The following is a 25654-nucleotide window of genomic DNA, read 5'->3' on the forward strand; positions in this document are numbered from 1 at the left end:
TCATGGTTCGGCGGTTTACCCGCCTGCTGGCCACAAGAGCCTTTTGCATCTTCCCCCCCGATCCCCGACAATTCCCTCTCTTGTGAAGTGACGGAAATGGCTCGCCTTTTCCCTCGCCCCCTCTCATCCACAGGCGGGAATTGCTCATGTTTACCCTCTACCACTCCAATCAGCTGGATCTGCTCAAAGAGCTGCTGGTGAGCCGCATCCGACAGGCCCCCCTCTCTCACCCTTTCGATCGGGAGCAGATCCTGGTGCAGAGTCCGGGCATGGCCCAGTGGCTCAAGCTGGAGCTGGCCAAAGCCTTCGGCATCGCCGCCAATATCGACTTTCCGCTGCCCGCCAGCTTTATCTGGGAGATGTTTACCCGGGTGCTGGCGGATGTGCCGCGCCAGAGCCCCTACAACAAGGGATCCATGAGCTGGCAGCTGATGACCATTCTGCCCGCCTTGCTGGATTGCCCCGCCTTTGCCCCGCTCGCCGCCTATCTGGGCGGGGGAGATGAGGAGGAGCCTGCCAAGGAGCCCGAGCAGGTGCGGCTGTGGCAGCTCTGCCAGAAGGTGGCGGATCTCTTTGACCAGTATCTGGTCTACCGGCCGGACTGGATCGCCCGCTGGGAAGAGGGGGAAGGATTGAGTCAGGAGCTGGCCGGGGTGAGCGGTCAGGATTGGCAGCCCGAACTGTGGCGCGAGCTGGTGGCTCGCACCCTGGCGCTCTCTCCGAGCGGTTACCACCGTGCCAACCTCTACGAGGAGTTTATCCACGAGCTGGCGCGTACCGCCGATCTGCCGGGCAAGCTGCCGCAGCGGGTCTTCGTGTTCGGCATCTCGGCGCTGCCGCCGCGCTATGTGGAGGCACTGCTGGCCCTCGGCAGCCGACCGGAGGTAGAGGTGCACCTGTTCGTCACCAACCCCTGCCGCTACTACTGGGGGGATCTGCTGGATCGCAAGACCTTGGCGTGCCTCGAAAACAAGCTCAAACCCGGCACCGATATCGAGACCTTGCAGGGCCCCGCCAACCCGCTGCTCGCCTCCATGGGCAAGCTGGGGCGCGACTACCTGCATCAGCTGATGGAGCTGGAGGTGCCGCAAATCGAGGCCTTCGTCGATATCGACGAGGTGGATGCCAAGGGCAATGTCAGCCTGCTGCGCGCCATCCAGAAGGATGTGCTGGAGCTGGCCGAGCGAGGCGCCGGCCAGTTCGATCTCGACTGCAGCCACCACAAGAGCCCGATCGATCCGGCGGATGGATCCTTGCAGATCCACGCCTGCCATGGCCCGATGCGCGAACTCGAGGTGCTGCACGATCGGCTGCTGGCGCTGTTCGAACAGGATCCCACCCTCACCCCGAAAGACGTGGTGGTGATGATGCCGGATGTGAACAGCTACGGCCCCTACATTCAGGCGGTGTTTGGCGCGCGCGGTCAGATCCCGTTTGCGGTCTCGGATCGGGCGGCGAGTCAGGAAAGCCCGCTGCTGCAAAGCTTCCTCGCCCTGCTCAGACTGCCCAACGCCCGTTTCGGGGCGGGGGAGCTGCTCGCCATTCTCGAGGTGCCCGCCGTGCTGCGCCGCTTCGAGCTGGATGACGACGAGTTCAACCAGCTGCGGGTCTGGGTGCAGGAGACCGGCATCCGCTGGGGGCTGGACGACGGCTACCCCGTGCGGTTCGATCTGCCGCCCATGTCCGGCAACAGCTGGCTGTTCGGCCTGCGCCGCATGCTGCTCGGCTTTGCCATGGGGGATGGCGAGCCGGTGGCGGGCATCTTGCCCTACGCCGATATCGAGGGTCAGCAGGGGCTGGCACTCGGCAAGCTCGCCTGGTTTGTCGATTCGCTGGCCGAGTTTTTGCCCCGCCTGCAACAGGCGCAGCCGCTGGCCGAGTGGAATGCCTGCCTGCGGGCACTGCTGGAGCGCTTCTATCTGGCTGACGAGGATGAAGAGCGTCAGCTTCAGCTTATTCGCAGCCAGCTGGCCGAGTGGCAGATCCGGCTCGGCGAGGCTCGCTTCGAGCAGCCCATCACCGCCGACCTGTTGCAGGACTACCTCGGCAGCGTGCTGGGAGAGTCCCGCTCCAGCCAGCGCTTCCTCGCCGGTCAGGTCAACTTCTGCACCCTGATGCCGATGCGCTCCATCCCCTTCAAGCAGGTCTGCCTGCTCGGCATGAACGATGGCGTCTACCCGCGCACCCTGGCCCCCATGGGGTTCGATCTGATGGCGGTGGCGTCGCGGCGCGGGGATCGCTCCCGTCGCGATGATGACCGCTACCTCTTCCTTGAGGCGCTGCTGAGTGCCCAGCAGGGGCTCTATATCAGCTATCAGGGCTTCAGCGCGCAGGACAACAGCGACAAGGTGCCCTCGGTGCTGCTGGCTGAGCTGATCGACTATGTGCGGCAGGGCTTTGTGCTGGCGGGGGATGAGGATCTCGATGACGAAACCTCCGGCAAGCGGCTGCTCAACCACCTGATGGTGGCGCACCCGCTCACCCCCTACAGCCGCAACTACTTCTACCCGGAGGCGGGTTCACGCCTCTTTACCTATGCCGCCGACTGGCTGCCCGCCCTCAATCCGGTGCGCGGCGCGGCCAACTTCCAGAGTGGCGAGCTGCCGCTGCCCCCCGAATGGGGCAAGGAGCAGGGGCTGGAGCTGGCGGAGCTGCTGCGCTTCTATCGCCAGCCCACCAAATATTTCCTCAACCGTCGCCTCAAGGTGTGGTTTGAACTGAACGAAGCCAACATCGAGGACAGCGAGCCGTTCGAGCTGGATGGCCTGCAACATTATCAGCTGAAAGATCTGCTGCTCGATGCCCATCTGGCGGAAGGTGAAAGTACCGAGCGTCGCGAGCGGTTGCAGCTCACCGGCCTGCTGCCGCAAGGGTGGTTCGGCAGCCTGCTGCTGGACGATCTGGATGCCGAGATGGGCAAGCTGGCGGATCGGCTGCGGCCATGGGTTGCTGCCAATGAGTCAGAAAAGCAGGCGGTGGAGATCGATATCGCCCTCACTCAGGGCCAGCTGCAAGGGTGGATCGACACCCAGAAGGGGCGCTTGCTGGTGGTCAAACCCGGCAGCTTCAACGGCAAGGATCTGCTGCTGGGCTGGATCCAGCACCTCTGCCTCTCATTGAGCAGCGCCCCCGGCGACACCCTGCTGTTCGATGCCAAACAGAGCCTGCGACTGCCTGCGCTCGCTGCCGACGAGGCGCGGCCCAAGCTGGCAGCGCTGGTGGCGTGCTGGGCGCAGGGGATGAAGCGGCCGCTGCCCTTCTTCCCCAACACTGCCTGGGATTGGCTCAAGGCGATCGAGAAGGATCCCGACAAGCCGGAGGCGGCCGACAAGGCGGCTCTCACCCGTTTCAACGGTGGCTGGATGATCAATGGGGAGGGGCAAGACGTTTACGTCGCCCGCTGCTTCCCCGAACTCGATGACGAGGTGCTGGGCCAGTTGCAGGCGCTGGCCCGCGAACACCTGACCCCGCTGCTCAAGACCCTGGAGGAGCTGAAATAATGGCTAACCCGCTCAATACCCTGCGTTTTCCCCTCCATGGTGAACGACTGATCGAAGCCTCCGCCGGTACCGGCAAGACCTACACCATCGCCGGTCTCTATCTGCGTCTGCTGCTGGGCCATGGCCCGCTCATCGAAGAGGGGGCTGATGCCGGTCAGCCGAGTGCCCACGAGCGGCCGCTCTCGGTGACCGAAATTCTGGTGGTGACCTTTACCGAAGCGGCCACCGCCGAGCTGCGCGGGCGGATCCGCGGCCGCATTCACGAGGCACGGCTCGCCTTTATGCGCGGCCATAGCAGTGACACCCTGCTGGCCCAGCTACTGGAAGAGGTGGAGGATCACGAGCTGGCGGCCCGCCGCCTGCTGGCCGCCGAGCGCCAGATGGACGAGGCGGCGGTCTTTACCATCCACGGCTTCTGCCAGCGGATGCTGAAACAGAACGCTTTCGAGTCGGGCGCCCTCTTTGAAACCGAATTTCTTACCGACGACAGCCAGCTCAGGCTGCAGGCGGTGAGCGACTACTGGCGCGCCGAGTTCTATCCGGTGGATAAAGCCCTCGCCAGCGCGGTGCGCGCGCTCTGGCCAAGCCCCGCGGCCCTGCTGCGGGAGATGGGCAGCTGGCTCGACAACAGCGAGCTGGAGATCCACCCCGCGTTGGGGGACGAGACCCTCGCCGCCCGCCATCAGGCGGCTATGAGCCGCATCGCGGCGGTGAAGAGCGAATGGCTGGTGCAGACGGACGAGATCCGCCGCCAGACCGACGGGCAAGTAAGCCGCTACACCGGCAAGAACTACGAAGGGTGGCTTGCCAAGATAGCCGACTGGGCACAGGACGAGAGCAGTGGCTACGCCATCCCGAAGGAGCTGGAACGCTTCGGCCAGACGGTGCTGGAGGAGAACCTCAAGAAGGGGGGGGCAGTGCCGACCCTGCCGCTGTTCAGCCAGATCGATGAACTGCTGGCGAGCCGCCCCGGTATTCGGGATCTGATCCTGCAACGGGCGGCCAAGGTGGTGCGCAGCCGGATGCAGGCCAGCAAGCGCCAAGCCCATCAGCTCTCGTTCGATGACCTGCTTAAAGACCTCGATGGGGCGCTCGGCTCAAGCCTTGGCGAGCGGCTCTGCGAGCGGATTCGCGCCACCTACCGGGTGGCGATGATCGACGAATTTCAGGATACCGATCCCCAGCAGTACCGCATCTTCCACCGTCTTTACGGTGGCCATAGCGACACGGCGCTGTTGATGATCGGTGACCCCAACAGGCCATCTACGGCTTTCGCGGCGCCGACATCTTTACCTACATTCAGGCGCGGCGAAATGTGAGCGCCCACTACACCCTCGGGCGCAACTGGCGCTCCAGCAGTGCGCTGGTGGGGGCGGTCAACGGCCTGTTCGAGCGGGCAAAAGATCCCTTCATCTACGAGGCGGATATCCCCTTCCTGCCGGTGGAGGCGCAGGGCAAGAGCAAGGCGCTGCTGCTCGATGGTGCCACCGCCCCTGTGCTCCACTGCTGGCAGCTGACCGGCCAGCCCACCTTCAACCGGGGGGATTACCAGAGCAAGATGGCCCGCGCCACCGCCGCCGAGATCCACCGGTTGCTGACCCTGGCCCGCGAGGGCAAGGCGCTGATCGGTGACAAGGCGGTGAAGGCCGGGAATATCGCCGTACTGGTGCGTACCGGCGCCGAGGGCAAGCTGGTGCAGCAGGAATTGGCGCGCCTCGCCATCGCCTCCGTCTATCTGTCGAACCGCGAGAGCGTGCTGGAGCAGACGGAGGCGCGGGAGATTTTGCTGATTTTGCACGCCTGCCAGAACCCGAGCGAAGAGCGTAGCCTGCGGGCGGCGCTGGCGACCGGCCTGTTTGATCTCGACGCCAAGGCGCTCGATGGGCTGGCCAGCGACGAGCGGGCGTGGGAGAGCGCGGTGCAGGAGTTTATGGAGTACCGCAAGATCTGGCACCGCCGCGGTGTGCTGGCGATGCTGCGGGCCCTGCTGCACCGGCGCAATCTTGCCTCTTCGCTGTTGGCGAGCCCCTATGGCGAGCGGCGGCTGACCAACTTCCTCCATCTCGGCGAGCTGCTGCAACAGGTGAGCAGCGAGCTGGATGGGGAGTATGCCCTGCTGCGCTGGCTGGGGGAGGCGGTGAGCCGCCCCAACGGGCAGGATGCGGAGCAGGTACTGCGCCTCGAATCCGAGCGCAAGCTGGTGCAGATCGTCACCATCCACAAATCCAAGGGGCTGGAGTACCCGCTGGTATTCCTGCCCTTTATCTGCAGCCATAGAACCGCCGAGACCCCGCTCTATCACGAGGCGGACGAGGCGGGCAATCGCACCATTCTCGATCTGACCGGCGCCGACTCGTCGCTCGCCGAAGCGGACAGGGAGCGGCTTGCCGAAGATTTGCGGCTGCTCTATGTGGCGCTGACTCGGGGCGTTTACGCCACCTGGCTGGGGCTGGCGCCGGTGCGGGCCGGGGCGGGCAAGTCGGAGAAGACCGACCTGCACCACACCGCCATCGGCTACCTGCTGCAAAAGGGCGAAGAGGGGGATGCACAGACGCTGTCGACCGCCCTCACCGAGCTGGCGCAGGCGCTGCCCGGGGTGGCTGTCGGTGAGCCCTCGCTCACCCGTCCAGCCCCGCTGCCGCCAGAGGAGGAGCTGCTGGGCGAGCCGCAGGTGCGCCACTTTACCGGTTCCCTTGAGCGGGACTGGTGGATCAGCTCCTACTCCGGGCTGGCGGCGCAGGGCCATGGTCACAGCAAAGGTGTCTTGGCCAACCCCGGCTTCGATGACGAGGTGGTGACCGAGGCGGCTGCATTGGCTTCCGAGCAACCGGAGGAGGCCCCCCAGCCCTCCATCTTCACCTTCCCGAAAGGGGCGCGCCCCGGCACCCTGCTGCACAGCCTGTTCGAGACCATCGACTTTCAAAGTGCCGGCGGCGAGCCGCTGGCAGAGCATATCGCCAGCTTGTTGTTGCAAGACGGCTTCGACGAGAGCTGGGCCCAAGTGCTGCAACAGCAGGTCGAAGCGGTGCTGGATACCCCGCTCGATACCGGCTTTGGTGAGCCGGTGCGGCTGCGGGATCTGGCGCCCGAGCGCAAACAGGTGGAGCTGGAGTTCTTCCTGCCCATGGGGCGGGTGACGGCACCGGCGCTGACGGCCCTCTGCCAGCAGCACGACCCGTTGTCGCGGGGCAACAAGCCGCTCAGCTTTGCCACCGTGCAGGGGATGCTCAAGGGCTTTATCGATCTGGTGTTCGAGTGGCAGGGGCGCTGGTATCTGCTCGACTACAAATCGAACCACCTCGGCATGAGCCCCGCCGATTACAGCCGTCCGGCGCTGGAGCGGGCGATGGCCGAGCACCGCTATGACCTGCAATACCAGCTCTACTCGCTGGCGCTGCACCGGCTGCTCACCCTGCGCCTGCCGGGCTACGACTTCGAGCAGCACTTTGGCGGCGTTTTCTATCTGTTCCTGCGCGGCATGCCGCAGGGGGGCATTTTCCATACCCGCCCGAGCCGTGAACTGGTACTGGGGCTGGATGAGTTGTTTAGAAATGGTGATCGCTCTGGCGGTGTTTCATCAGCAGAATTAAACGAGGTAGAGGCATGAGCGGCACCATGATCAGCACCGCAGCCAGCGCAATGATGGTTGAACGGTTGAAAAAACTGGCGCTGGCTGGCCGCATCCGCCAGCTGGATCTGCAATTTGCCCGGCTGGTGGCCGACCTTGGCGGCAGCCCCGAGCTGGTGCTGGGGGCTGCGCTCACCTGCTTCGAACTGGGGCGTGGCCATGTTTGTCTGCCGCTGGAGATGCTCGCTGCCGGATCCCTGCGCCCGTTCGGGCTGGATCCCCAGCAGAGCCGGGATCTGTTGCTGGATCTGGCGGAGCCTGCCCGCTGGCCCGCCCTGTTTGCGGCAAGCCCGCTGGTTGGCTGTGAGCAGGATGACGGGCTCGCCCCGCGCTGGCCGCTGCGGTTGTGGCACGGGCGGCTCTATCTCACCCGCTACCACGATTTTGAACTGGGGGTGGCCCGCCATCTGCGCGCTTTGAGTGAACGTGCCGAATGGCCGGAGATTGCCGCGGCCCTGTCGCGGCTGTTTGCCCGCGACTATGGGTTGGTGTTCGCGGCGCTGCTCAAGGCCCGCCTCGCGCCCGACTTCTCGGCCCGTCACTTTATCGAGAAGTATCTGGATCTGGTGTTCCCCAATGAAGTGGATTGGCTCGCCATCGAAGGGCTGCTGGCCAGCGCCCAGGCGGCGAGCGATCTTGGCAAGCTGGATGCGCTGGTGCCCGAGGCGCTCTGCTGCAACGGCCAGAAGCTGGCGGCGGCCACCGCGGCGGCGCGCCCCTTTGCGGTGATCTCCGGCGGCCCCGGCACCGGCAAGACCACCACGGTCGCCAAACTGCTCGCCATTCTGGTGGAGACCGGCCTGCAAGCGGGCAAGGCCCCGGCGATCCGGCTGGTGGCCCCCACCGGCAAGGCGGCGGCGCGCCTGACCGAGAGTATCGGCTCTGCCCTGCAGGCCCTCGATTTGCCCCCCGAATGGGTCGAAGCGATCCCCACCGAAGCGGGCACCCTGCACCGGCTGCTCGGGGTCATTCCGGGGCGCAGCCAGTTCCGCCACCACGCGGGCAACCCGCTGCACCTCGACTTGCTGGTGGTGGATGAGGCCTCCATGGTCGATTTGCCGATGATGGCGCGCCTGCTCGATGCGCTGCCGAGCCACGCCCGCCTGATCCTGCTCGGCGACAAAGATCAGCTCGCCTCGGTGGAGGCGGGGGCCGTGCTCGGCGATATCTGCAGCTTTATCGAACAGGGCATCAGCCCGGCGCAGGCGGATTGGCTCTCCCGCCAGACCGGCTACCGTTTGCAGGGCACGCCCGCGGGGGCGCCGGTGCGCGATAGCCTCTGTTTGCTGGCCAAGAGCTGGCGCTTTGATCAGCATTCGGGCATCGGCCAGCTGGCACGCGCCTGCAACAGCGGCGATGCCGCGGCGGTGGAAGCTGTCTGGGGCATGGGCTTTGCCGATATCAGCCTGCACCCCTGGGCGGGGGAGGCCTACGACGCCCTGATTGCCCAGGGGGTAGCCGGTTACGGCAGCTATCTGAAGGCGGCCCGCGCGGGGGAAGCGCCCGCCGCCGTGTTCAAGGCATTCAACAGCTTCCAGATCCTATGCGCCCTGCGCGATGGCCCGTTCGGGGTGCTGGGGCTAAACGAGCGGCTGGAACTGGCCCTGTCACGGGCCGGCCTGATCGCCCGCGATGGCGACTGGTATGCCGGTCGCCCGGTGATGGTGGTGCGCAACGACCACGGGGTCGGCCTCTACAACGGCGATATGGGGCTCTGCCTGCCCGATGAAAGTGGGCGGCTCAAGGTATGGTTTGAGCAGCAGGATGGCACATTGCGCGCCCTGTTGCCCAGCCGCTTGCCGCCCCACGAGACTGTCTACGCCATGACCATCCACAAATCCCAGGGATCGGAGTTTGCCCATACCGTGCTGGTGCTGCCCGACAGCCCCAGCCCGCTGCTGACCCGCGAGCTGGTCTATACCGGCATCACCCGCGCCAAGGCGCGGCTCGATCTCTACGGCGATCGCGCCCTGCTGGCCCAAGCGGTACGGAAAAAGACCGGGCGTTATTCCGGATTGGCACAGAGGTTGGGGGAGTGAACTATTGGACAGCGGTAAAGGGATTTGCTGCTATCTAATAACGGCTTTGTTAAGTTAAACCATAGTTCTAAGAATAAATTAAGTATTGACTTAATCTTAAGGGTTGCATAATGAAATATAACGAAAGTCACTTGGATAGAAATTTGAGAAGTTGGTTTGAAAATGACAATACACATCAGCTTTTGAGAAGTATAAATCTATCTGAAGGGAGCTTACGAGGGCTAACTAAATGTCGTCTTGATATAGACTTTCCAATTTTGGCTATTGCAGGTAGAAATGGTGTTGGTAAATCAACAATGTTAGCACTTGCTAGTTGCGCATTTCATGGAAAAAAGGATTTTTTCAAATTACCTAATAGACGAATGCCTTATTACACATTTGCAGATTTTTTTATACAACATTCTGAAGATGTGCCACCAGAAGGAATCAGCATTTGGTATGGTATTGCTCACGACAATTGGAGAGTAACAGATGCTCTACCTAATAAAATGGGTGTTAGATATCAAGTAAGAAAGAAAAAACGTGGTGGTAAATGGAATGATTATGGGGACAGAGTTAGACGAAATGTTGTCTTCCTCGGTATAGATAGAATTGTTCCACATAATGAAAAAAGTCAATCAAAAAGTTACTCTAGATCCTTCTCTTATGCAGGAGGCCATGGGTGGGAAGATAAGGTTAAGAGTGCAGTAGGTTTTATTTTAGGGAAAAATATGATGACTTTAAATTTGTTTCATATTCTAAGTATCGCCTCCCCATTGTGACTGTAAATGGTAAAACCTATTCAGGTTTCAACATGGGTGCTGGTGAAAATGCTTTGTTTGAAACATTTTCAGTTATGTATTCTGTTGCTGAAGGTGCACTGGTAGTGATTGACGAAGTTGAGCTGGGATTGCATGCTGAGGCACAGAAGAAATTTATGCAATCGCTGAAACAAATATGTAAAGAAAGAAGGATTCAAATTATATTCACGACCCATTCCAAAGAGATATTTAGCTCACTTCCTGATGATGCCAGAGTATTTATAGATAGTGTTAATGGTGTCTCAAGTATATTAAGTGGCATATCGCCAGAGTTTGCTTTTTCAAAATTGAGTGCAGAATCATCAAATGAGCTTTCCTTATTAGTAGAGGATGATGTCGCAAAAATAATAATTCAGGCTGTCATTCCAAAATCTTTAAGAACTAGGTTGTCTGTAGAGGTTATAGGTTCGGCATCTGCTCTTTCAAGACAGCTTTCGGCGAATTATAATAGAAACAAAAAAGAAAATATAATTGTGCTTTATGATGCTGATCAAAAGGCAAAAGAAAAACATAATCTAACTCATGCTTATGAAATGACAGAGTCTAGTAATGATAAAGAAGAAGTAAAAGAATGGCTAAAAAGTCGAATGTTATATTTGCCTGGTAATACATGGCCAGAGAGATGGCTTATCGACAGATTAATGGAAAAAATAGATGTTGCTTCACACTTATTTAATGTGGATGCTGATGAGTTTTCTGATATTTTAAAGACGGCTCGCGGCTCAGAGAAGCATAAGGAAATATATGTCATAGCCAGTCTAATAGGCTTGGATGAGGCGTATGTATTAAATGCAATAAGTGGGTTCATATGTACGGGGTTTAAGTGTGAGTTTGATGAGATCATAGCCTCTTTGAGTGAGGCTTTATGAATGTCCATATAAAACAATGAATACCGGCTTCATAGATGTTGGGCTTCGCAGGCTCAGCACCAACCTACCGATTGTGTAGGTTGGTGCTGAGCGTAGTGAAGCCCAACGTTTACCGCGAAATCTCTTTTTCCTTCCCCTCATCACCGACCCTTCTCCTCCTTTTCTAATAAACGGGAGAAGGGAGTAATGCCGTCACCGCTGTCCGATTACGCTTCGCTAATCGAACCTACGTGGCTGGCGAGCATACTTCCGGTGCTGCTTTATCCCCTCTCCCTCTGGGAGAGGGTGAGGGGAGCGGGTTGGCACAATATGCTGCACTTGGTCGCCCCTCTTGCGCCGCCCGATTATTCCATCCCCCAAATGACTGAATCGTGAGTTAAATCCGGTAAATGGGGCGCGCTTGAGCCACACTTATGACCACCCTGACTCAGCCTGCGCCGTGAGTGGCCGATAACCGGGGAAACGTGGTGCGGTGGGGTTCTGGCTGACAGATCTGTTGCAATATGCCAAGGTAGCGCCTCACGACAACAGCGCGATTCCCCGTGGTGGCGCGGGGCGGAAGAACAAGGATAACTGCTATGGTGCAGGACAGTGACACGATCAGGATCTCGGATGTCAGCGAGGCCGTGGTGCATGGCATTCTGGAGGTGACCAGCGATGGCATCTGGGATTGGCATGCCAATACCGGTTTTGTCTATCGCAACCCGGGCTGGTACCGGATGCTGGGTTACGAGCCTCACTCCCTCGGCAATACCGTCTTCACCTGGGAGAACGTGATCCACCCCGACGATCTGGCGGCAGTGATGGCGAAGTTCGATCTCTGTCTGAGCGGCAGCGCCCACGAGTATCGCGCCGAGTACCGTTGCCGCTGCCGGGATGGCAGTTACCTCTGGATTGAGGATTGCGGCCGCATCATTGAGCGAAATCCCGACGGGTCTGTGGCGCGGATGATCGGCGCCCATCGCGATATCCACGCCAGCAAGTTGTTGCTGGAGCAGCTGGAGCGGCGCAATCAGTCGCTGGAGCAGCAGGTTGCCGAGCGCACCGCCGAGCTGGTGCGACTCAACGAGGCGCTGCAACAGAAAGCCGAGGAGAACCGTCTGCTGGCAGAGACCGATGCCTTGACTGGCGCCGCCAGCCGCTATCGGCTGGAGCGGGCGTTGCAGCTGGAGTGCGAGCGGGCGCGCCGCTTCCATCAGCCGTTTACGGTGATCGCCATGGATGTGGACAACTTCAAGCAGATCAACGACAGCTATGGCCACAACGCCGGGGATCAGACCCTGATCAACATAGTGGCGCTGGTGCGCCGCCATATCCGCGAGATCGATCTGCTGGCCCGCTGGGGCGGTGACGAGTTTATGGTGTTGTTGCCCAACACCGGCCGCGAGGATGCGCTGGTGGTGGCGAGCAAGTTTCAGGCATTGATGGCGAGCGAGCCCATCTGCCCCCATGCGCCCGCTACCATGAGCTTCGGGCTGGCGGAGTATCAGCAGGATGAGCAGAAGGAGAGCCTGATGGTGCGCGCAGATCGGGCGCTCTATCAGGCCAAGCAGCTGGGTAAAGACCAGATCTGCTAACGCGGGGTACGGAAAAAGAGCAGTAAAAAGGGCCGCAGGTTTGAAACCTGCGGCCCTTTTGTATTGTGACTGACGCGGCGCGACTTAGAAGTGGTAGCGCAGACCCAGCTTGAAGGTATCCAGAGAGTAGTGCTCGTCACCCAGGCTCAGGGCGTTGAACTGGCGCTCGTAACCGATACCGGCAGAGAAGTGGTCGTTGAAGGCGTAGTCCAGACCTACTTCCAGATTGGGGTGTACCTTGCTCTTGGTTGCGCTCTCGTTTACCTGACCGCTGAAACCGAGGAGGGTGGCGTTGCCGACAACTTCCACTTCGGTGCGGGTGTAGGCGATACCCGGTTTGGCATAGGCGCTGAAGCCCCAGGCCAGCGGCTGGCTCAGCTTGGCGGCCAGGCTGATGCTGCGGGTTTCGATGGTGGTGTCGGCAAAGCCGGTTGCAATCGGGGAGGTCACCCAGGTCAGCTGATCCATCTGCTGGGCGTGCAAGCCACCTTCAACGGCCAACCAGGGTTTGAAGCTGTAACCCACGATCAGGCTGCCGCCGTCGAGCTGGTCGTCGATCACTTTGGCGTCATAGGCGTCTTTGGCAGCACCATCGAGATCCATCTTGGAGGTGGTCAGATCCAGACCTGCATACCAGCCTTCGGCATGGGCGCCGCCATTCATGGCCAGAGCAAGCAGGGAGAAAGCGGCAATTTTATTAAACTTGTTCATGGATAAATAACCTTGTGTTGCGTGAACTGCGTGTGATTTATATTGCTCAATCCATGAAGCTTTTTATATTTCCGTCATCGCTCTGCTTTCACAGAGGGGCCGCAGTATAGTCAGCACATTTCTGAATAACAAGAGAGTGATTTCCCCATCTTTCTAAATATGACTGGCTGCAAGCAGGGTCATTTTGTTTAATAAATGGTGTTATTAGAGTTTTAGCTTTATTGAGATTTAAATAATTAACTGGTGAGGTAAATGACAGGCTGAGAGTTCGGTTTTGATTCTATGTGATTGATTTGTATCGGCATTAAATTTTCATTCGAGCGTGGCCGTGATGAGTTGTCTAAAAATTGGCATCTCAGATATCACTGATTGGCATCAGGTTCTTTTCGATGTTTTTTTGAACGATTCACAAGGTGAAACCGTGAGAAAAAATCTATCTTTTTGCCTGTTTTTTGCTCTTTTTGAGGCTTGGGATTGTTCCCATTGAGGGTTTCGGTGGTCTTTTGAGGCTGTTTTTGCGTTGGCCGTGTTGCCCACCAGATGAGTGGGTGGATTCTTATGGGTGGCTTTTCTCTTCACCCGGTAGCAGTTGTTGGGGTGGGCATGGGGTGTGATAAGCACATATGGGGCGTGCGGTCTGATTAATTTTGTTTGCTTATATACACAAGCCATTTAAAAGATAGTTTTTTGGAGTTTTAAATAGCTTTATTATATTCGTTTTTATATTTAATGAAGCTTTCCAAGCAAGCCATTTAAATATATTGAATGGCAATGAGACGGTATTGATAGTCGTTTAGGATACCTTGCCAGAGAGAGCGTGGTGGCTGGCGCATCAGTGGGCGGCGGGTGGTCTGTGACACTTCCCCTTGCCGGGGCCCTTGACCTGACCTGCGAATTCAGGGAAAAGAAAAGGGCGGTGCTATCAGCGCCGCCCAATGCCAGGAAAGAGAAAAAACCTTACGGTTTAAAAGATAAAAATTTGGAAGCAAACAATCGATTTCTCAACCAGGAAGGGTCTTGAATTCGATACGTTTCGATTATGCGCGATGTTCTATGCAGCACTAGCAAAATGTTTGCGGGTTGAAAGATATGCACTGTCTGGTGTCAGATTTTGCGACCTCATCGTTCAACTGGTCTGTCCTGATGGGCGTTGTAGGCGATTTTTTCTCTAGGCTGTTTTTTCGGTGTCAATATCTGAGCCTTGAAGGTAAAAACAGGTCAGAAGCTGACTCGGCATAACCATGCAATGAAAGTGCGATAACAAGGAAGAGTGGCATGACCTACAGCCAGACCCTGGCCAACAATATTCTCGACACCCTGAAGAAGACCCTGACCGACAAGGGGATCCGCTATCAGACCCTGGCGGAGGCGATGGGTGTCTCCATCGCGACCGTGAAACGGATGATGAACAAGCCCTCGCTGCCGTTCGATACTCTGCTGGAGATCTGCCATCTGGTGGGGCTGTCGTTCGAGGAGTTGCTAGATCGCACTCAGGACGCCCAGAGCCGCCGCGCCGTCTTCACCCAGGAGCAGGACGAGGCATTCCACAAGGAGCCCGGTCTCTACGCCTTTCTCGCCAACATCTTCTGGCGCGACAAGACGCTGATCGATCTCAAGCGGGAGTACGGCCTGACCGATGCCTCATGCTACCTCTATCTGCGCAAGCTCGAGAAGCTCGGTATCTTGCAGCTCGGCATCGACAACAGCTACCACTTCCTCATCAGCGAGCGGATCAGCTTCGAGCAGCACAGCCGCTTCGCCCGCCAGCAGGCACGCCAGGCCATGTCCGTGCTGGGGGACTATCTGGTGGAGAACATGCACAAGTCCAACAACTACATGGCCCTGTGCCAGCTCCACCTGGACGAGAGCGAGGCGATGACGCTGATCGAGCGGATGAAGGAGTACTGGCACCAGGAGCTCAAGCTCAATCGTCCCGCCATCGGCCAGCGGGAGGGCAGCAAGACCTACACCATGTCACTGCAACTGGCCGACTGCGGCTACCAGAGCTTCGACGACATGATCCCCAATATCGACAACTGATCCTGGCGGATCCTGCGGGATCCGCCATGTTGGAGTCTGGTTATTCCGTGAGTTGAACGGTATGCGATCTGCTTGCGACCGGTTGCAGCACCCGGTTATCGAGGCAGATGCGGATCGCCACTGTGCTCGACAGTGCTCTGGATATTTTCCCTAATCGGCGACCCGGGTTTGTTGCAGCTTGCCTGCGAGCGGCTGCAACGCTCGCGTATCCAGACAGATACGGATCGCATCCGGTCGCCAGTGCTCGATGTCGCAATCCACCAGCGCGCCCCGCTCATCGTAGTTGACCCGCACCAGCCGCAGCACGGCGCTCCCCTCCGCCAGATTGAGGGCGCGGGCGATGGCCCCCCGCGCCGCCGAGGGGGTGATCTCGAGACTCGCCCCACCCTGGCCTATGCCATAGCGCTGCTGATAGAGCTCGGTGAGGGAGCTGGCCAGCGGCGCACTGGCGATATCGGGAAAGCGGCTGGCCAGCAGATGGTGGCTGACGTGGAGCACCGGGCGACCGTCGATCAGCCGCTGGCGGCGGATTTCATAGAGAGGCGTGAAAGGATCCAGCCCCATCCAGCGGCAGAGTTCACTGCTGGCCAGCTCGCTGCCGTGGGCCAGCACCCGGGTCTCGGCGGTGCGCTGCTGCTCGCCGATCCACTGGTGAAAGTGGGTGTGGATGGCGGGATCGTAAGTGAGGCGAGGCGGCGCCACGAACCAGCCACGCCGCTCGGCCCGGTAGATGAGGCCATCCGCTTCGAGGCTGGAGAGCGCCTCCTTGATAGTGATGCGGGTGGTGGCGAATCGCTCGCTCAGGGCCCGCTCGGCGGGCAACTGCTGCCCCGCCCCCAGCTGGCCGCTGCCGATATAGCGGCGCAGGGTCTGGCAAATCTGTTCACACTTGGAGGCGCGGCCATCGGCCGCGACTCGCTCGCTCAATCTCGATTCAATCACGCTCATGTCCCTGTTCTGGCTGCGCGGGCTGGCCTGGCCCTTGTTGGTTCAGCCCTTGCTGGAGTAGTCCAGCTTCACTTGGGTTCAGAGTTGTAACCGCTGTGGATGACAGCGCCATGACAGGGTGATTGTCATCAAACTGCCATTAAAGCGCCCCGCCACCGTCACAATTCCCCTCTAGCATCCCTCTCGAACCTTAACTGACCTAGTCCAGAGGGATGGGATGATGAAAAGCGTGATCGCAAGTGCACTGGCCATGGTGGCCATCAGTCAACCGCTGTTTGCCGCCGAAAATATCGCAGATCTTGAGAAGGCCGCCCGTGGCGAAGGCCAGCTCCACAGCATCGGCATGCCCGACAGCTGGGCCAACTGGAAGGATACCTGGCAGCAGCTGGGCAGCATCTACGGCATCAAGCATCAGGATACCGACATGAGCTCGGCGCAGGAGATCGCCAAGTTCGCCGCCGAGAAGGCCAATGCCACCGCCGATATCGGCGATGTGGGCGGCGCCTTCGGTCCGGTTGCGGTCAAGCAGGGGGTGACCCAACCCTACAAACCCTCCACCTGGGCCGATATTCCCAACTGGGCCAAGGATGCGGACGGTCACTGGATGCTGGCCTATACCGGCACTATCGCCTTCCTGATCAACAAGGATCTGGTCAAGGCCGCCCCCACCAGCTGGCAATCCCTGCTGGGTGGCGACTACAAGGTGACCCTGGGTGATGTGGGCGTTGCCTCCCAAGCCAACAACGGCGTGCTGGCGGCGGCCTATGCCACCGGTGGCAGCGAGAAGAATCTCAAGCCCGCCCTGGAGTTGTTCGGTCAGCTGGCCAAGCAGGGTCGTCTCTCCCTGAACGATCCCACCATCGCCAATATCGAGAAGGGCGAGGTGGAAGTGGGGGTGCTGTGGGACTTCAACGCTCTCAACTACCGCGATCAGATCGACCCCAAGAAGTTTGATGTGGTGATCCCGAGCGATGGCTCCGTCATTGCCGGTTACACCACCATCATCAACAAGTGGGCCAAGAACCCCAACGCTGCCAAGCTGGCGCGGGAATACATTCTCTCCGATGCCGGTCAGATCAACCTGGCCCGTGGCTATGCCCGCCCGATCCGCAGCAACGTTGCGCTGCCGGATGACGTGAAGGCCAAGCTGCTGCCGGCCGAGCAGTATGCCAAGGCCAAGCCGGTGCAGGATCACGCCGCCTGGGAGCAGAGCTCCAAGGCCCTGCCGCGTCAGTGGCAAGAGAACGTCATGATCTACATGCAGTAAGGAGCGGCCAGTGCAACACAAGGTGATAGTGGTACTTGTGGATGGCCTCTCTGCCGAGGTAGCCCATGGGATGGGCTACCTCGCAGGCATGGTGGAGGCGGAGCGCGGCCTCTATACGACCCTCAGCTGCGCCCTGCCATCCCTCTCCCGGCCTCTCTACGAGTGCATCCTGACCGGCGTCCCGCCGGTGGCGAGCGGCATCACCCACAACGAGGTGAGTCGCCTCAGTCTGCATGACTCCATCTTCCATCTGGCCCGCGCCGCGGGTAAACGCACCGCAGCGGCGGCCTACCATTGGGTGAGCGAGCTCTACAACCAGAGCCCCTGGCTGGCGGCCCGCGATCGCTTTACCCACGATGAGCAGCTGCCGATCCAGCACGGTTGCTTCTACTGGGATGACAACTACCCCGACAGCCATCTGCTGATGGATGGCGAGTGGCTGCGCAGCCAGTACGATCCCGATTTTCTGCTGATCCACCCGATGGGGGTGGACGATGCGGGCCACAAGTTTGGCTTCGACTCCCGCCAGTACCGCAATCAGGCGCGCCGCATGGACAGCCTGCTGGCCGACCTGCTGCCCCAGTGGCTGGCGGAGGGGTATCAGGTGGTGGTCACCTCGGATCACGGCATGAACAACGATCTGAGCCACGGCGGCACCCTGCCTGAAGAGCGCACCGTGCCGCTCTGGCTGTTTGGCGATGCCTTCGTCGAACGCTGGCCGGATGGGGTGGCGATTGCCCAGACCCAGCTCTGCGCCCTGATGGCCGACCTGCTGGGCATTTCCCACGACAAACCGGCAGCGCCACCGCTGCTCAAGGCGGCCTTTATGCGCGAGGTGCACTGATGATGCCTGCAACCACCGAGATCCTCGAGGATCAACCCGTGGCAACCAAGCAGAAGGTGCGCCGCCACTGGCTGCCCGCGCTGGTGCTGCTGCCGTTTATCCTGCTGATGATCCTGTTCCAGCTCGCCCCCATGGTGTGGGTGCTGGTGGGCAGCTTTCAGACCCCCGATGGCTGGGGCCTCGACTACTACCGGGAGATTTTGAGCTCCCCCTTCTACCTGCAATCCTTCGCCAACTCGTTGCGTATCGCCGGAATCGCCAGTCTGGCGGGGCTTGCCATCGGCACCCTCGGGGCGGCGGCGCTGCGTCACAGCGGCGAGCGGGTCAAACGGCTGCTGCTGGCCTTTGTCACCATGACCGGCAACTTCAGCGGGGTGCCGCTGGCGTTCGCCTTCATCATCATTCTCGGCATCAACGGTGCAGTGACCCTGCTGCTGAAATCCTGGGGATTGATCGACGGCTTCAACCTCTACTCGGGGTCGGGCCTGATCCTTATCTACACCTATTTCCAGATCCCGCTCGCCCTGCTGCTGCTCTATCCGGCGTTCGATGCGCTGCAGGATGAGTGGCCGCAGGCTGCGGCGCTGCTGGGGGCGAGCAAGGGGCAGTATGTGTGGCACGTGGCGCTGCCGGTGCTCACGCCCGCCCTGCTCGGCACCCTGATCATCCTGTTTGCCAACGCGGTGGGGGCCTACGCCTCTGCCTACGCCCTTACCACCGGCAACTTCAATCTGGTGACCATCCGGGTGGCCAGTCTGGTCTCCGGCGATATCTTCCTCGAGCCCAATATGGCAGCGGCGCTGGCGGTGATCCTGATGGTGCTGCTGGGGGTGGTGACGGCCGCCAACCAGTGGCTGTTGAAAAAGAGCTATGTGAACAGGGGGCAATCCCATGCATGATTTGACGCCGCGCTGGCCCAAGTGGGTGCTGGGTGGGCTGGTTGCCACCCTGTTGCTGCCGCTGCTGGCCACCTTCCTCTATTCCATCTCCACCCGCTGGGGGGCGACCCTGCTGCCGGATGGCTTCACCCTCGACTGGTATCTCAAGCTGTGGGGCGACCCGCGCTTTCTGGCGGCGTTTGGCCGCAGTCTGCTGGTCTGCTTCGCCACCCTGCTGCTGGGGACGCTGGTGCTGGTGCCGACCGTACTGGTGGTGGCCTATTACTTCCCCAAGCTGGATCCCTGGATGAACCTGCTGATCCTGCTCCCCTTCGCGGTGCCGCCGGTGGTCTCCTCGGTGGGGCTGCTGCAGATCTACGCCGACGGCCCGCTGCCGATTATCGGCACGCCGTGGATCCTGATCGGCACCTGGTTCACCGTGGTGTTGCCCTTCATGTACCGGGCGCTGGCCAACAGCCTGCAAGGGGTGCCGCTCAGGGATCTGATGGATGCCGCCCATCTGCTGGGGGCGAGCAGTCGGCGCGCCTTTCTGCTGGTGGTGATCCCCTGCCTGCGCAAGGGATTGCTGGCGGCGCTGTTTCTCTCCCTCTCCTTCCTGCTCGGTGAGTTCGTGTTTGCCAACATGCTGGTGGGCACCCGCTACGAGACCCTGCAGGTCTACCTCTACAACATGCGCGCCACTTCGGGCCACTTCACCAGTGCGCTGGTGATGAGCTACTTCCTGCTGACCCTGCTGCTCACCTGGGCGGCCAACAGATTTCATCGGTGATCCAAGATGTTTCATTTAGAAGTCAATCAGTTGCATAAATCCTACGGCGATACTCCGGTGTTCGAGGGGATCGAATTCGGCATCCGCAAGGGGGAGTTGGTGACCCTGCTCGGCCCCTCCGGCTGCGGCAAATCGACCCTGCTGCGGGCGCTGGCCGGGCTTACCCCGGTGGATGGCGGTCAGGTGCGGGTGGCCGGTGAGGACATCACCTGGCAGGCGCCCCAGAAGCGGGGCATCGGCATGGTGTTCCAGAGCTATGCGCTGTTCCCCAACATGACGGTGTGGGACAACGTCGCCTTCGGCCTCAAGATGAAACCCCAGCCGGGGCGGGAGCTGGCAGCCAGTGTGAAAGAGGCGCTGGAGCTGGTGGAGCTGACCGGCTTCGAGCGCCGCTATCCGGGCGAGCTCTCCGGCGGCCAGCGCCAGCGGGTGGCACTGGCCCGTGCTCTGGTGGTACGGCCAAGGATCCTGTTGCTGGACGAGCCGCTCTCTGCGCTGGACGCCCGCATCCGCCGCAGCCTGCGCCAGCAGATCCGCGAGATCCAGCAACGGCTCGAACTCACCACCATCTTCGTCACCCACGATCAGGAGGAGGCGCTCACCATGTCGGATCGGATCTTCCTGATGAACAAGGGATCCATCGTGCAGAGCGGTACGCCGGAGCAGATCTACACCCGTCCCGCCAGCGAGTTTGTGGCGGGCTTTATCGGCAACTACAACCTGCTTGGCGCAGAGCAGGGCAAGTCGCTGTTCGGCCCCCGTTTTCAGGGCAAGTTGGCGCTGCGGCCAGAGTCCATTACCCTGCTGCCCGCCGGGGCGACCAGCAGCGAGCCCAGCCTGCCCGGCATCATTCGCCAGCAACAGCTGCTCGGCAACGTCATCCGCTATCAGGTGGAGTGCGAGGCGGGACTGTTGACGGTGGATTGCCTCAACCGCTCGGCTGGCGATCTGCTGGCCACCGGCAGTGCCGTGACCCTGGCGGTGGCCCGGGATCAACTCTGTGAGGTAGCATGACGCCTCGTTTCATTTTCGTTGTTACCGCAAGGAGCCCTCATGGCACTGGCACTGTTTGATCTGGACGAGACCCTGATTGCCGGGGATTCCGCCAGCCTTTGGCTGGAATACATGGTGGCCGGGGAGCTGGCTCCGGCGGACATGGTGGCCGAGGAGCAGGGGATGATGTCCCTCTACCATCAGGGCAAGATGGATATGCACCAGTACATGGCTTTCACCCTGCAGCCGCTGGCGGGCAAGTCACGCCAGTGGCTCAGCCAGCAGTGCCACCACTTTGCCGAGCAGGTGCTGCGCGAGCGGCTCTACCCCGAGGGGTTGGCACGTATCGAATGGCATCGGGAGCGGGGCGACGATCTGGTGCTCATCTCCGCCTCCGGCGAGCATCTGGTCGCCCCCATGGCGAAGATGCTGGGGATGGATCACTGCGTCGCCATCCTGCTCGATGAGGAGCAGGGGATGCTGACCGGCCAGACCCGCGGCACCCTCAGTTTTCGGGAGGGCAAGGTGGCCCGCATCAATCAGCTGTTTGCCGGCAGGGACAACCTCTGGCAGGGGAGTTTCGGCTACAGCGACTCCCACAACGATCTGCCGATGCTGCGGGCTGTGAGCCATCCCCATGCGGTCAATCCGGCCCCTGCGCTGCGCCAGCAGGCCGAGGAGCTGGGCTGGCCGGTGTGGGAGTGGCAGCGCTGAGTCGCGCGCCACACTGGCTTAACGTGCGGCAAGAAGCACGATAAACAAAGAGAGAGGCTGGAGCCTCTCTCTTTGTTTTTGCTGACGGCGTTGTGGTTGGTGCTGGCCGCTGGGGCTACCCCTCGTTGGTTTGTTGCTTAGGCTCGCCAAAGGCGGGAATGTCCTCCTCGGCCCTCTGGTGAGGGGTGTGGCGCAGCGGGAAGCAGATACGGTTTTTCCCCTCCCGCTTGGCCTGATAGACCCCCTTGTCGGCCAGCTCCACCAGCTCTTTGGCCGAGAGCCCGGAGCGGCTGAAAGCCACCCCGCCGCTGATGGTGATGGTGAGATCGGGTTCGCGCCACTCCAGTTGTTCCACCCCGAGCCGGAACGCTTCCAGCAGGGAGGGGAGCATCGGCTGCTCTTCGCCGTAACGGAAGATGAGCACCAGCTCCTCGCCGCCATAGCGGCAGAACCAGCCCCACTCGTGGAACAGATTCATGCCCAGCTTGCTCACCCGCTTGAGCACCACATCCCCTGCCTGATGGCCATGGGTATCGTTGACCCGTTTGAAGTTGTCGAGATCGAACATCACCACCCCGAAGGGAGCGCCACTGTTGAGCTGCTTCTGCAGGCACTCGTCGAAGAAGCGACGATTGTAGAGCCCGGTGAGCTTGTCCTGATGGGCTTGCAGGCGGATCTGGGCAAAGTCCTGACTGGCGGCATCCATCTCTTCATAGACCTTGGCCAGCTCCAGCATACGGCGGCCGTTGTAGGCGATACCGCCGGAGCGGCTGGCGCGGATCAGCAGGGTGATCTCCCCCAGCATACGGCGAAAGTAGCGGGACCAGAGCAGTGCCAGCAGCAGATAGAGGATGCAGGCGACGGCAATCATTAGCTGCACGTTGATGGAGACGCTGTCGATCACCTGCTGCATGCTGGCAGTTGGCTCGACGCTGAGCAGGATCCAGCGCTGCTCGGGGATGCGGTAGTAGGAGACCATCAGGCCGCTGGCATCATCGAGGAAAAAGCCCTGCGCCTGTTGCATCCGGGCCAGCCAGTCGGGGTGAGCGAGGGGTTTGAATACCCGTTCGCGATCCGGATGGGCCAGCACCAGTCCATCATGGTTGAGCAGGATCTGATAGCCATTGCCCAGATGATGACTCTGATCATGCCGACTGTTTAGCCAGCTGGCGAGGGGGGGAGTTGGGTATCCAGCGAGAGTACGCCAACCCGCTTGCCGTCAGGATCTTCAATTACCCGGGCCAGCGCCATGGTGAGAGTGCCCAAGGTGTAGTCGTAATAAGGATCGGTCCAGACAATCTGTCCGGGATGGCTGGATGCCAGCAGATACCAGGGGCGGGTTCTGGGATCGAACTTCTCGTCGGCCTGCCAGGATGGGTGGATCAGCATCTTGCGATGCTCGGTGCCCACGTAGACGTAATCGAGTTCCATCACCTTGTGATAGGCCTGCCACTGTTGCAGGTAGCGCTCGCCGTTAAGGATCTCCGGGCCGCTGAAATCCTGATAATTTACCTGCTGATAAATGAGCGTAAACTGGCGTTTGAGGGTCGCCAGATAGGGTTCGATCAGGGTATGGAAATACTGGGTGTTGCGAGCAATCAGATATTGTTGCTGCTCGTGGCGCAGGGTGCGCTCCATATGCAGGTAGTAGATGCTGCCGAGCAGCAACACAGGGATAAAGAGCAAGAGGAGGCCCAGCCGCATGCGGGTGATCAAAGACCAAGTGTTCTTGGGCTTGGCGGGGGACATGAACAGATCCTTTTCGTCTCGGGTGACACCAGCATATATGATGCGGTGCGGCTCGTCTAAAGGCAGAAAATGAGATGTTTCCGATGCTGAACCACACTCTGCTCTCAATGATTCATTATGGCAGCATAGCGGTGCTAATCCTTGCCCTCTGTGTCGAGTATCTGATCTTTCGGCGCGGCCTGAACATGCTGCGAGTGCGCCGCCTGCTGCTGGCAGATGGGGTGGCTGCGCTGGCGCTCTTCTCCATCTTTGCGACCGGGTGTCTGCTGGCCCTCGAACATGCCAGCTCGGTGGCAGAGATCTTTGCCCATCCTGCCCACAGCCTCAAGATGGGGCTGTTTCTGCTGATTGTCGGCTCCCTCGTTTATCCCAGCCGCCTCTTCTATCGTTGGCGTCGTGCCCTGCGTCTGGGCAAGGCGCCGATGATCTCCATTCAGCAGCACTTCCGGGTGGTGTGGATCCTGCGGGGCAATCTGCTACTGATTGCCCTGTTGGCCGTGTTCACCAAGCCCTCGCTGCTGTAACACTCGCTGTGCTCAAAAGCCGTGCGATGCAGAGCATGGGGAGCGAGAGCGAAGACAAAGAGTGAAGACAAGAGGATAGGGAGGCGGGTATCTTGGATCGGATAACCCGTCACGCGCCGATTTAAGGAAGAATCGCCATGCGCTCCAATCTGATGTTGCTGATGGCTGCCACCATCTGGGGTATGGGCTTTGTCGCCCAGCGCCTCGGGATGGATCACATGGGGCCCTATACCTTCAATGGCCTGCGCTTTCTGCTCGGCGCCCTCTCCCTGCTGCCGCTGCTCTGGTGGCTCAAATCCCGACAACCTGTTGCCGTCGCGGGCGACCATCGCCAACTGCTGATCGGTGGTGTGCTGGCCGGGCTGGTGCTGTTCTGCGCCGCCTCCCTGCAGCAGGTGGGGCTGCTCTATACCACCGCCGCCAAGGCCGGTTTCATCACCGGGCTCTACATCATTCTGGTGCCGGTACTGGGGCTGCTGCTGCGCCACAAGAGCGGGCTCAATACCTGGATCGGCGCCATCATCGCGCTGGCCGGTCTCTATGTGTTGAGCGTTACCGACGAGTTCACCATCGGCTTTGGCGATCTGCTGCAGGTGGTCGGCGCCCTGTTCTGGGCCGTTCACCTGCTGCTGGTGGATCACTACTCCAACCGGGTTGCTCCCATCAAGCTCGCCGGAGTGCAGTTCGTGGTCTGCGGCCTGCTCAGCCTTGCCACCGCCTTTGTTATCGAAACCCCGACGTTAAGCGGCGCAGTGGCCGGTTGGCAGGCGCTGCTCTATGCCGGGCTGGTGTCGGTCGGGGTGGGTTATACCCTGCAGGTGGTGGGGCAGCGGGGCGCTCATCCTGCCCATGCCGCCATCATCCTCAGTCTGGAGACCGTCTTTGCCGCCGTGGGTGGCGTGTTGCTGCTGGGTGAGACGCTGGATGAGCGTGCCATTGCCGGTTGCGCCCTGATGCTGGCAGGGATGCTCATCTCCCAGATCCGCTTGAGATGGTGGTGGAAATCGCGTCGGGACAAGGTGCCCGCGACCAAGTAAACCGCAGCTCGCTGCATAACAAAAACGCCCCGACAGTCGGGGCGTTTTGCATGATGGCGATTCGAATCAGGGGCGCTGATCCAGCTCGCGCTCCAGCTCTACCGCCTTCTGACGGGCCGGATGGGTATTGAGACGTTCCCGGTAGGCTTGCAGATGCGGGAAGTGGGCCAGCTGGCCGCTTTGCGCCAGCAGATCCACCAGGAAGGAGTTCATGATGTCGGCGCCGGAGAGACGATCCCCCACCAGATAGTGGCGATTCGCCAGTACCTCATTGAGGTAGCCCAGCACCTTGGCACACTCCGCCTTGGCGTAGTCCGGCAGGAAGCGCATCGGGCTGCCATCCTTGCGCACGAACATGTCGAGCAGCAGCGGCAGAATGCCGGAGCTCTCGGCAAAGTGAAGCCACTGCAGGTATTCGGGATACTCCGGGCTATCTGGTGCCGGTGCCAGCCGATCAGCGGCATAGCGGACAATCAGGTACTCGGTGATGGCGCCCGATTCCGCCAGCACCCGGCCGTCGAACTCGATGACCGGCGACTTGCCGAGGGGGTGGATGGCTTTTAGTTCGGGCGGTGCCAGAAAGGTGGTGGCATCGCGCTGATACGCCTTGATCTCATAGGGCTGGCCCAGCTCTTCGAGCAGCCAGATGATGCGTTGGGAGCGGGATTTGTTCAGGTGGTGCAGGACTATCATAACGACCTCGATTCGGTGGCAGGATGGGGTATACGAACGGGCGAGGGGGGGCG

Annotated in this window: 17 protein-coding genes and 2 pseudogenes; 15 read left to right on the top strand and 4 right to left on the bottom strand. The window is 60.4% G+C overall.

Annotation, left to right across the window (positions count from 1 at the left end; genetic code table 11):
- Positions 1–146 precede the first annotated feature (146 nt).
- The 6 genes and pseudogenes from recC to ACTG2T_RS10665 all read left to right on the top strand — a co-directional run bounded on the left by recC (position 147) and on the right by ACTG2T_RS10665 (position 12413).
- Positions 147–3500, top strand: coding sequence for an exodeoxyribonuclease V subunit gamma (recC, locus tag ACTG2T_RS10640; protein WP_330124754.1), 3354 nt, complete (start codon positions 147–149; stop codon positions 3498–3500).
- Positions 3500–7107: pseudogene (recB, locus tag ACTG2T_RS10645) on the top strand (exodeoxyribonuclease V subunit beta). The gene recC and the pseudogene recB overlap by 1 nt, the downstream one beginning before the upstream one ends.
- Entirely contained in the window at positions 7104–9167 is a 2064-nt protein-coding gene (gene recD, locus ACTG2T_RS10650) for an exodeoxyribonuclease V subunit alpha (protein ID WP_330124752.1), read from the top strand. Before recB ends, recD begins: the two are co-directional and overlap by 4 nt.
- Before the next feature lie 110 nt (positions 9168–9277).
- Positions 9278–9928 carry a hypothetical protein gene (locus ACTG2T_RS10655; protein ID WP_330124751.1) on the top strand — a complete coding sequence of 217 codons (651 nt, stop codon included), beginning with the start codon at positions 9278–9280 and terminating at the stop codon, positions 9926–9928.
- Between the two features lie 32 nt (positions 9929–9960).
- Entirely contained in the window at positions 9961–10836 is an 876-nt protein-coding gene (locus ACTG2T_RS10660) for an AAA family ATPase (protein WP_330124750.1), read from the top strand.
- Between the two features lie 578 nt (positions 10837–11414).
- A complete protein-coding gene (locus ACTG2T_RS10665) occupies positions 11415–12413 on the top strand; it encodes a sensor domain-containing diguanylate cyclase (RefSeq protein ID WP_058057085.1) in 999 nt (332 codons plus the stop codon).
- Positions 12414–12497: 84 nt separating this feature from the next.
- On the opposite strand, the gene ACTG2T_RS10670 is transcribed toward ACTG2T_RS10665, so the two are convergent.
- Complete coding sequence (locus tag ACTG2T_RS10670; RefSeq protein ID WP_139463672.1) at positions 12498–13124, bottom strand: porin family protein; 627 nt, start codon at positions 13122–13124, stop codon at positions 12498–12500.
- Between the two features lie 1275 nt (positions 13125–14399).
- Between ACTG2T_RS10670 and ACTG2T_RS10675 the strand changes: the two genes are divergently transcribed.
- Positions 14400–15164, top strand: a complete 765-nt coding sequence (locus ACTG2T_RS10675) for a helix-turn-helix domain-containing protein (RefSeq protein ID WP_330124749.1) — start codon at positions 14400–14402, stop codon at positions 15162–15164.
- 150 nt (positions 15165–15314) lie between these two features.
- On the opposite strand, the gene ACTG2T_RS10680 is transcribed toward ACTG2T_RS10675, so the two are convergent.
- Positions 15315–16112 (bottom strand): UTRA domain-containing protein, encoded by a 798-nt coding sequence (locus tag ACTG2T_RS10680; protein WP_330124748.1) that lies wholly within the window; start codon positions 16110–16112, stop codon positions 15315–15317.
- A 220-nt stretch (positions 16113–16332) separates the two neighbouring features.
- Between ACTG2T_RS10680 and ACTG2T_RS10685 the strand changes: the two genes are divergently transcribed.
- From ACTG2T_RS10685 to ACTG2T_RS10710, 6 genes are read left to right on the top strand one after another with little or no spacing between them, the layout of a single operon-like run.
- Positions 16333–17379: an ABC transporter substrate-binding protein gene (locus ACTG2T_RS10685; RefSeq protein WP_330124766.1), complete on the top strand. Its 1047-nt coding sequence runs from the start codon at positions 16333–16335 to the stop codon at positions 17377–17379.
- Between the two features lie 10 nt (positions 17380–17389).
- Positions 17390–18223: an alkaline phosphatase family protein gene (locus ACTG2T_RS10690; protein ID WP_330124747.1), complete on the top strand. Its 834-nt coding sequence runs from the start codon at positions 17390–17392 to the stop codon at positions 18221–18223.
- Positions 18223–19122 (top strand): ABC transporter permease, encoded by a 900-nt coding sequence (locus ACTG2T_RS10695; protein WP_330124746.1) that lies wholly within the window; start codon positions 18223–18225, stop codon positions 19120–19122. Before ACTG2T_RS10690 ends, ACTG2T_RS10695 begins: the two co-directional genes overlap by 1 nt.
- Positions 19115–19891: an ABC transporter permease gene (locus ACTG2T_RS10700; protein ID WP_042053433.1), complete on the top strand. Its 777-nt coding sequence runs from the start codon at positions 19115–19117 to the stop codon at positions 19889–19891. Before ACTG2T_RS10695 ends, ACTG2T_RS10700 begins: the two co-directional genes overlap by 8 nt.
- A 6-nt stretch (positions 19892–19897) precedes the next feature.
- Positions 19898–20905, top strand: a complete 1008-nt coding sequence (locus ACTG2T_RS10705) for an ABC transporter ATP-binding protein (protein WP_330124745.1) — start codon at positions 19898–19900, stop codon at positions 20903–20905.
- A 39-nt stretch (positions 20906–20944) separates the two neighbouring features.
- A complete protein-coding gene (locus tag ACTG2T_RS10710) occupies positions 20945–21598 on the top strand; it encodes an HAD family hydrolase (RefSeq protein WP_330124744.1) in 654 nt (217 codons plus the stop codon).
- Positions 21599–21713: 115 nt separating this feature from the next.
- On the opposite strand, the pseudogene ACTG2T_RS10715 reads toward ACTG2T_RS10710, so the two are convergent.
- Positions 21714–23347, bottom strand: a pseudogene (locus ACTG2T_RS10715) (sensor domain-containing diguanylate cyclase).
- A gap of 83 nt (positions 23348–23430) precedes the next feature.
- Here ACTG2T_RS10715 and ACTG2T_RS10720 point away from each other — a divergent pair.
- Both ACTG2T_RS10720 and ACTG2T_RS10725 read left to right on the top strand, forming a co-directional pair.
- The gene (locus ACTG2T_RS10720) at positions 23431–23871 is read left to right on the top strand and encodes a DUF2214 family protein (RefSeq protein ID WP_075115790.1); all 441 of its coding nucleotides are present in this window, start codon (positions 23431–23433) and stop codon (positions 23869–23871) included.
- A 137-nt stretch (positions 23872–24008) separates the two neighbouring features.
- A complete protein-coding gene (locus ACTG2T_RS10725; protein ID WP_106843426.1) occupies positions 24009–24908 on the top strand; it encodes a DMT family transporter in 900 nt (299 codons plus the stop codon).
- Between the two features lie 66 nt (positions 24909–24974).
- Here ACTG2T_RS10725 and ACTG2T_RS10730 read toward each other — a convergent pair whose 3' ends face one another.
- The gene (locus ACTG2T_RS10730) at positions 24975–25601 is read right to left on the bottom strand and encodes a glutathione S-transferase family protein (protein ID WP_204480713.1); all 627 of its coding nucleotides are present in this window, start codon (positions 25599–25601) and stop codon (positions 24975–24977) included.
- Positions 25602–25654 lie beyond the last annotated feature (53 nt).

The sequence above is a fragment of the Aeromonas sp. 75A genome (assembly GCF_051919425.1).
Lineage (GTDB): Bacteria > Pseudomonadota > Gammaproteobacteria > Enterobacterales > Aeromonadaceae > Aeromonas > Aeromonas veronii.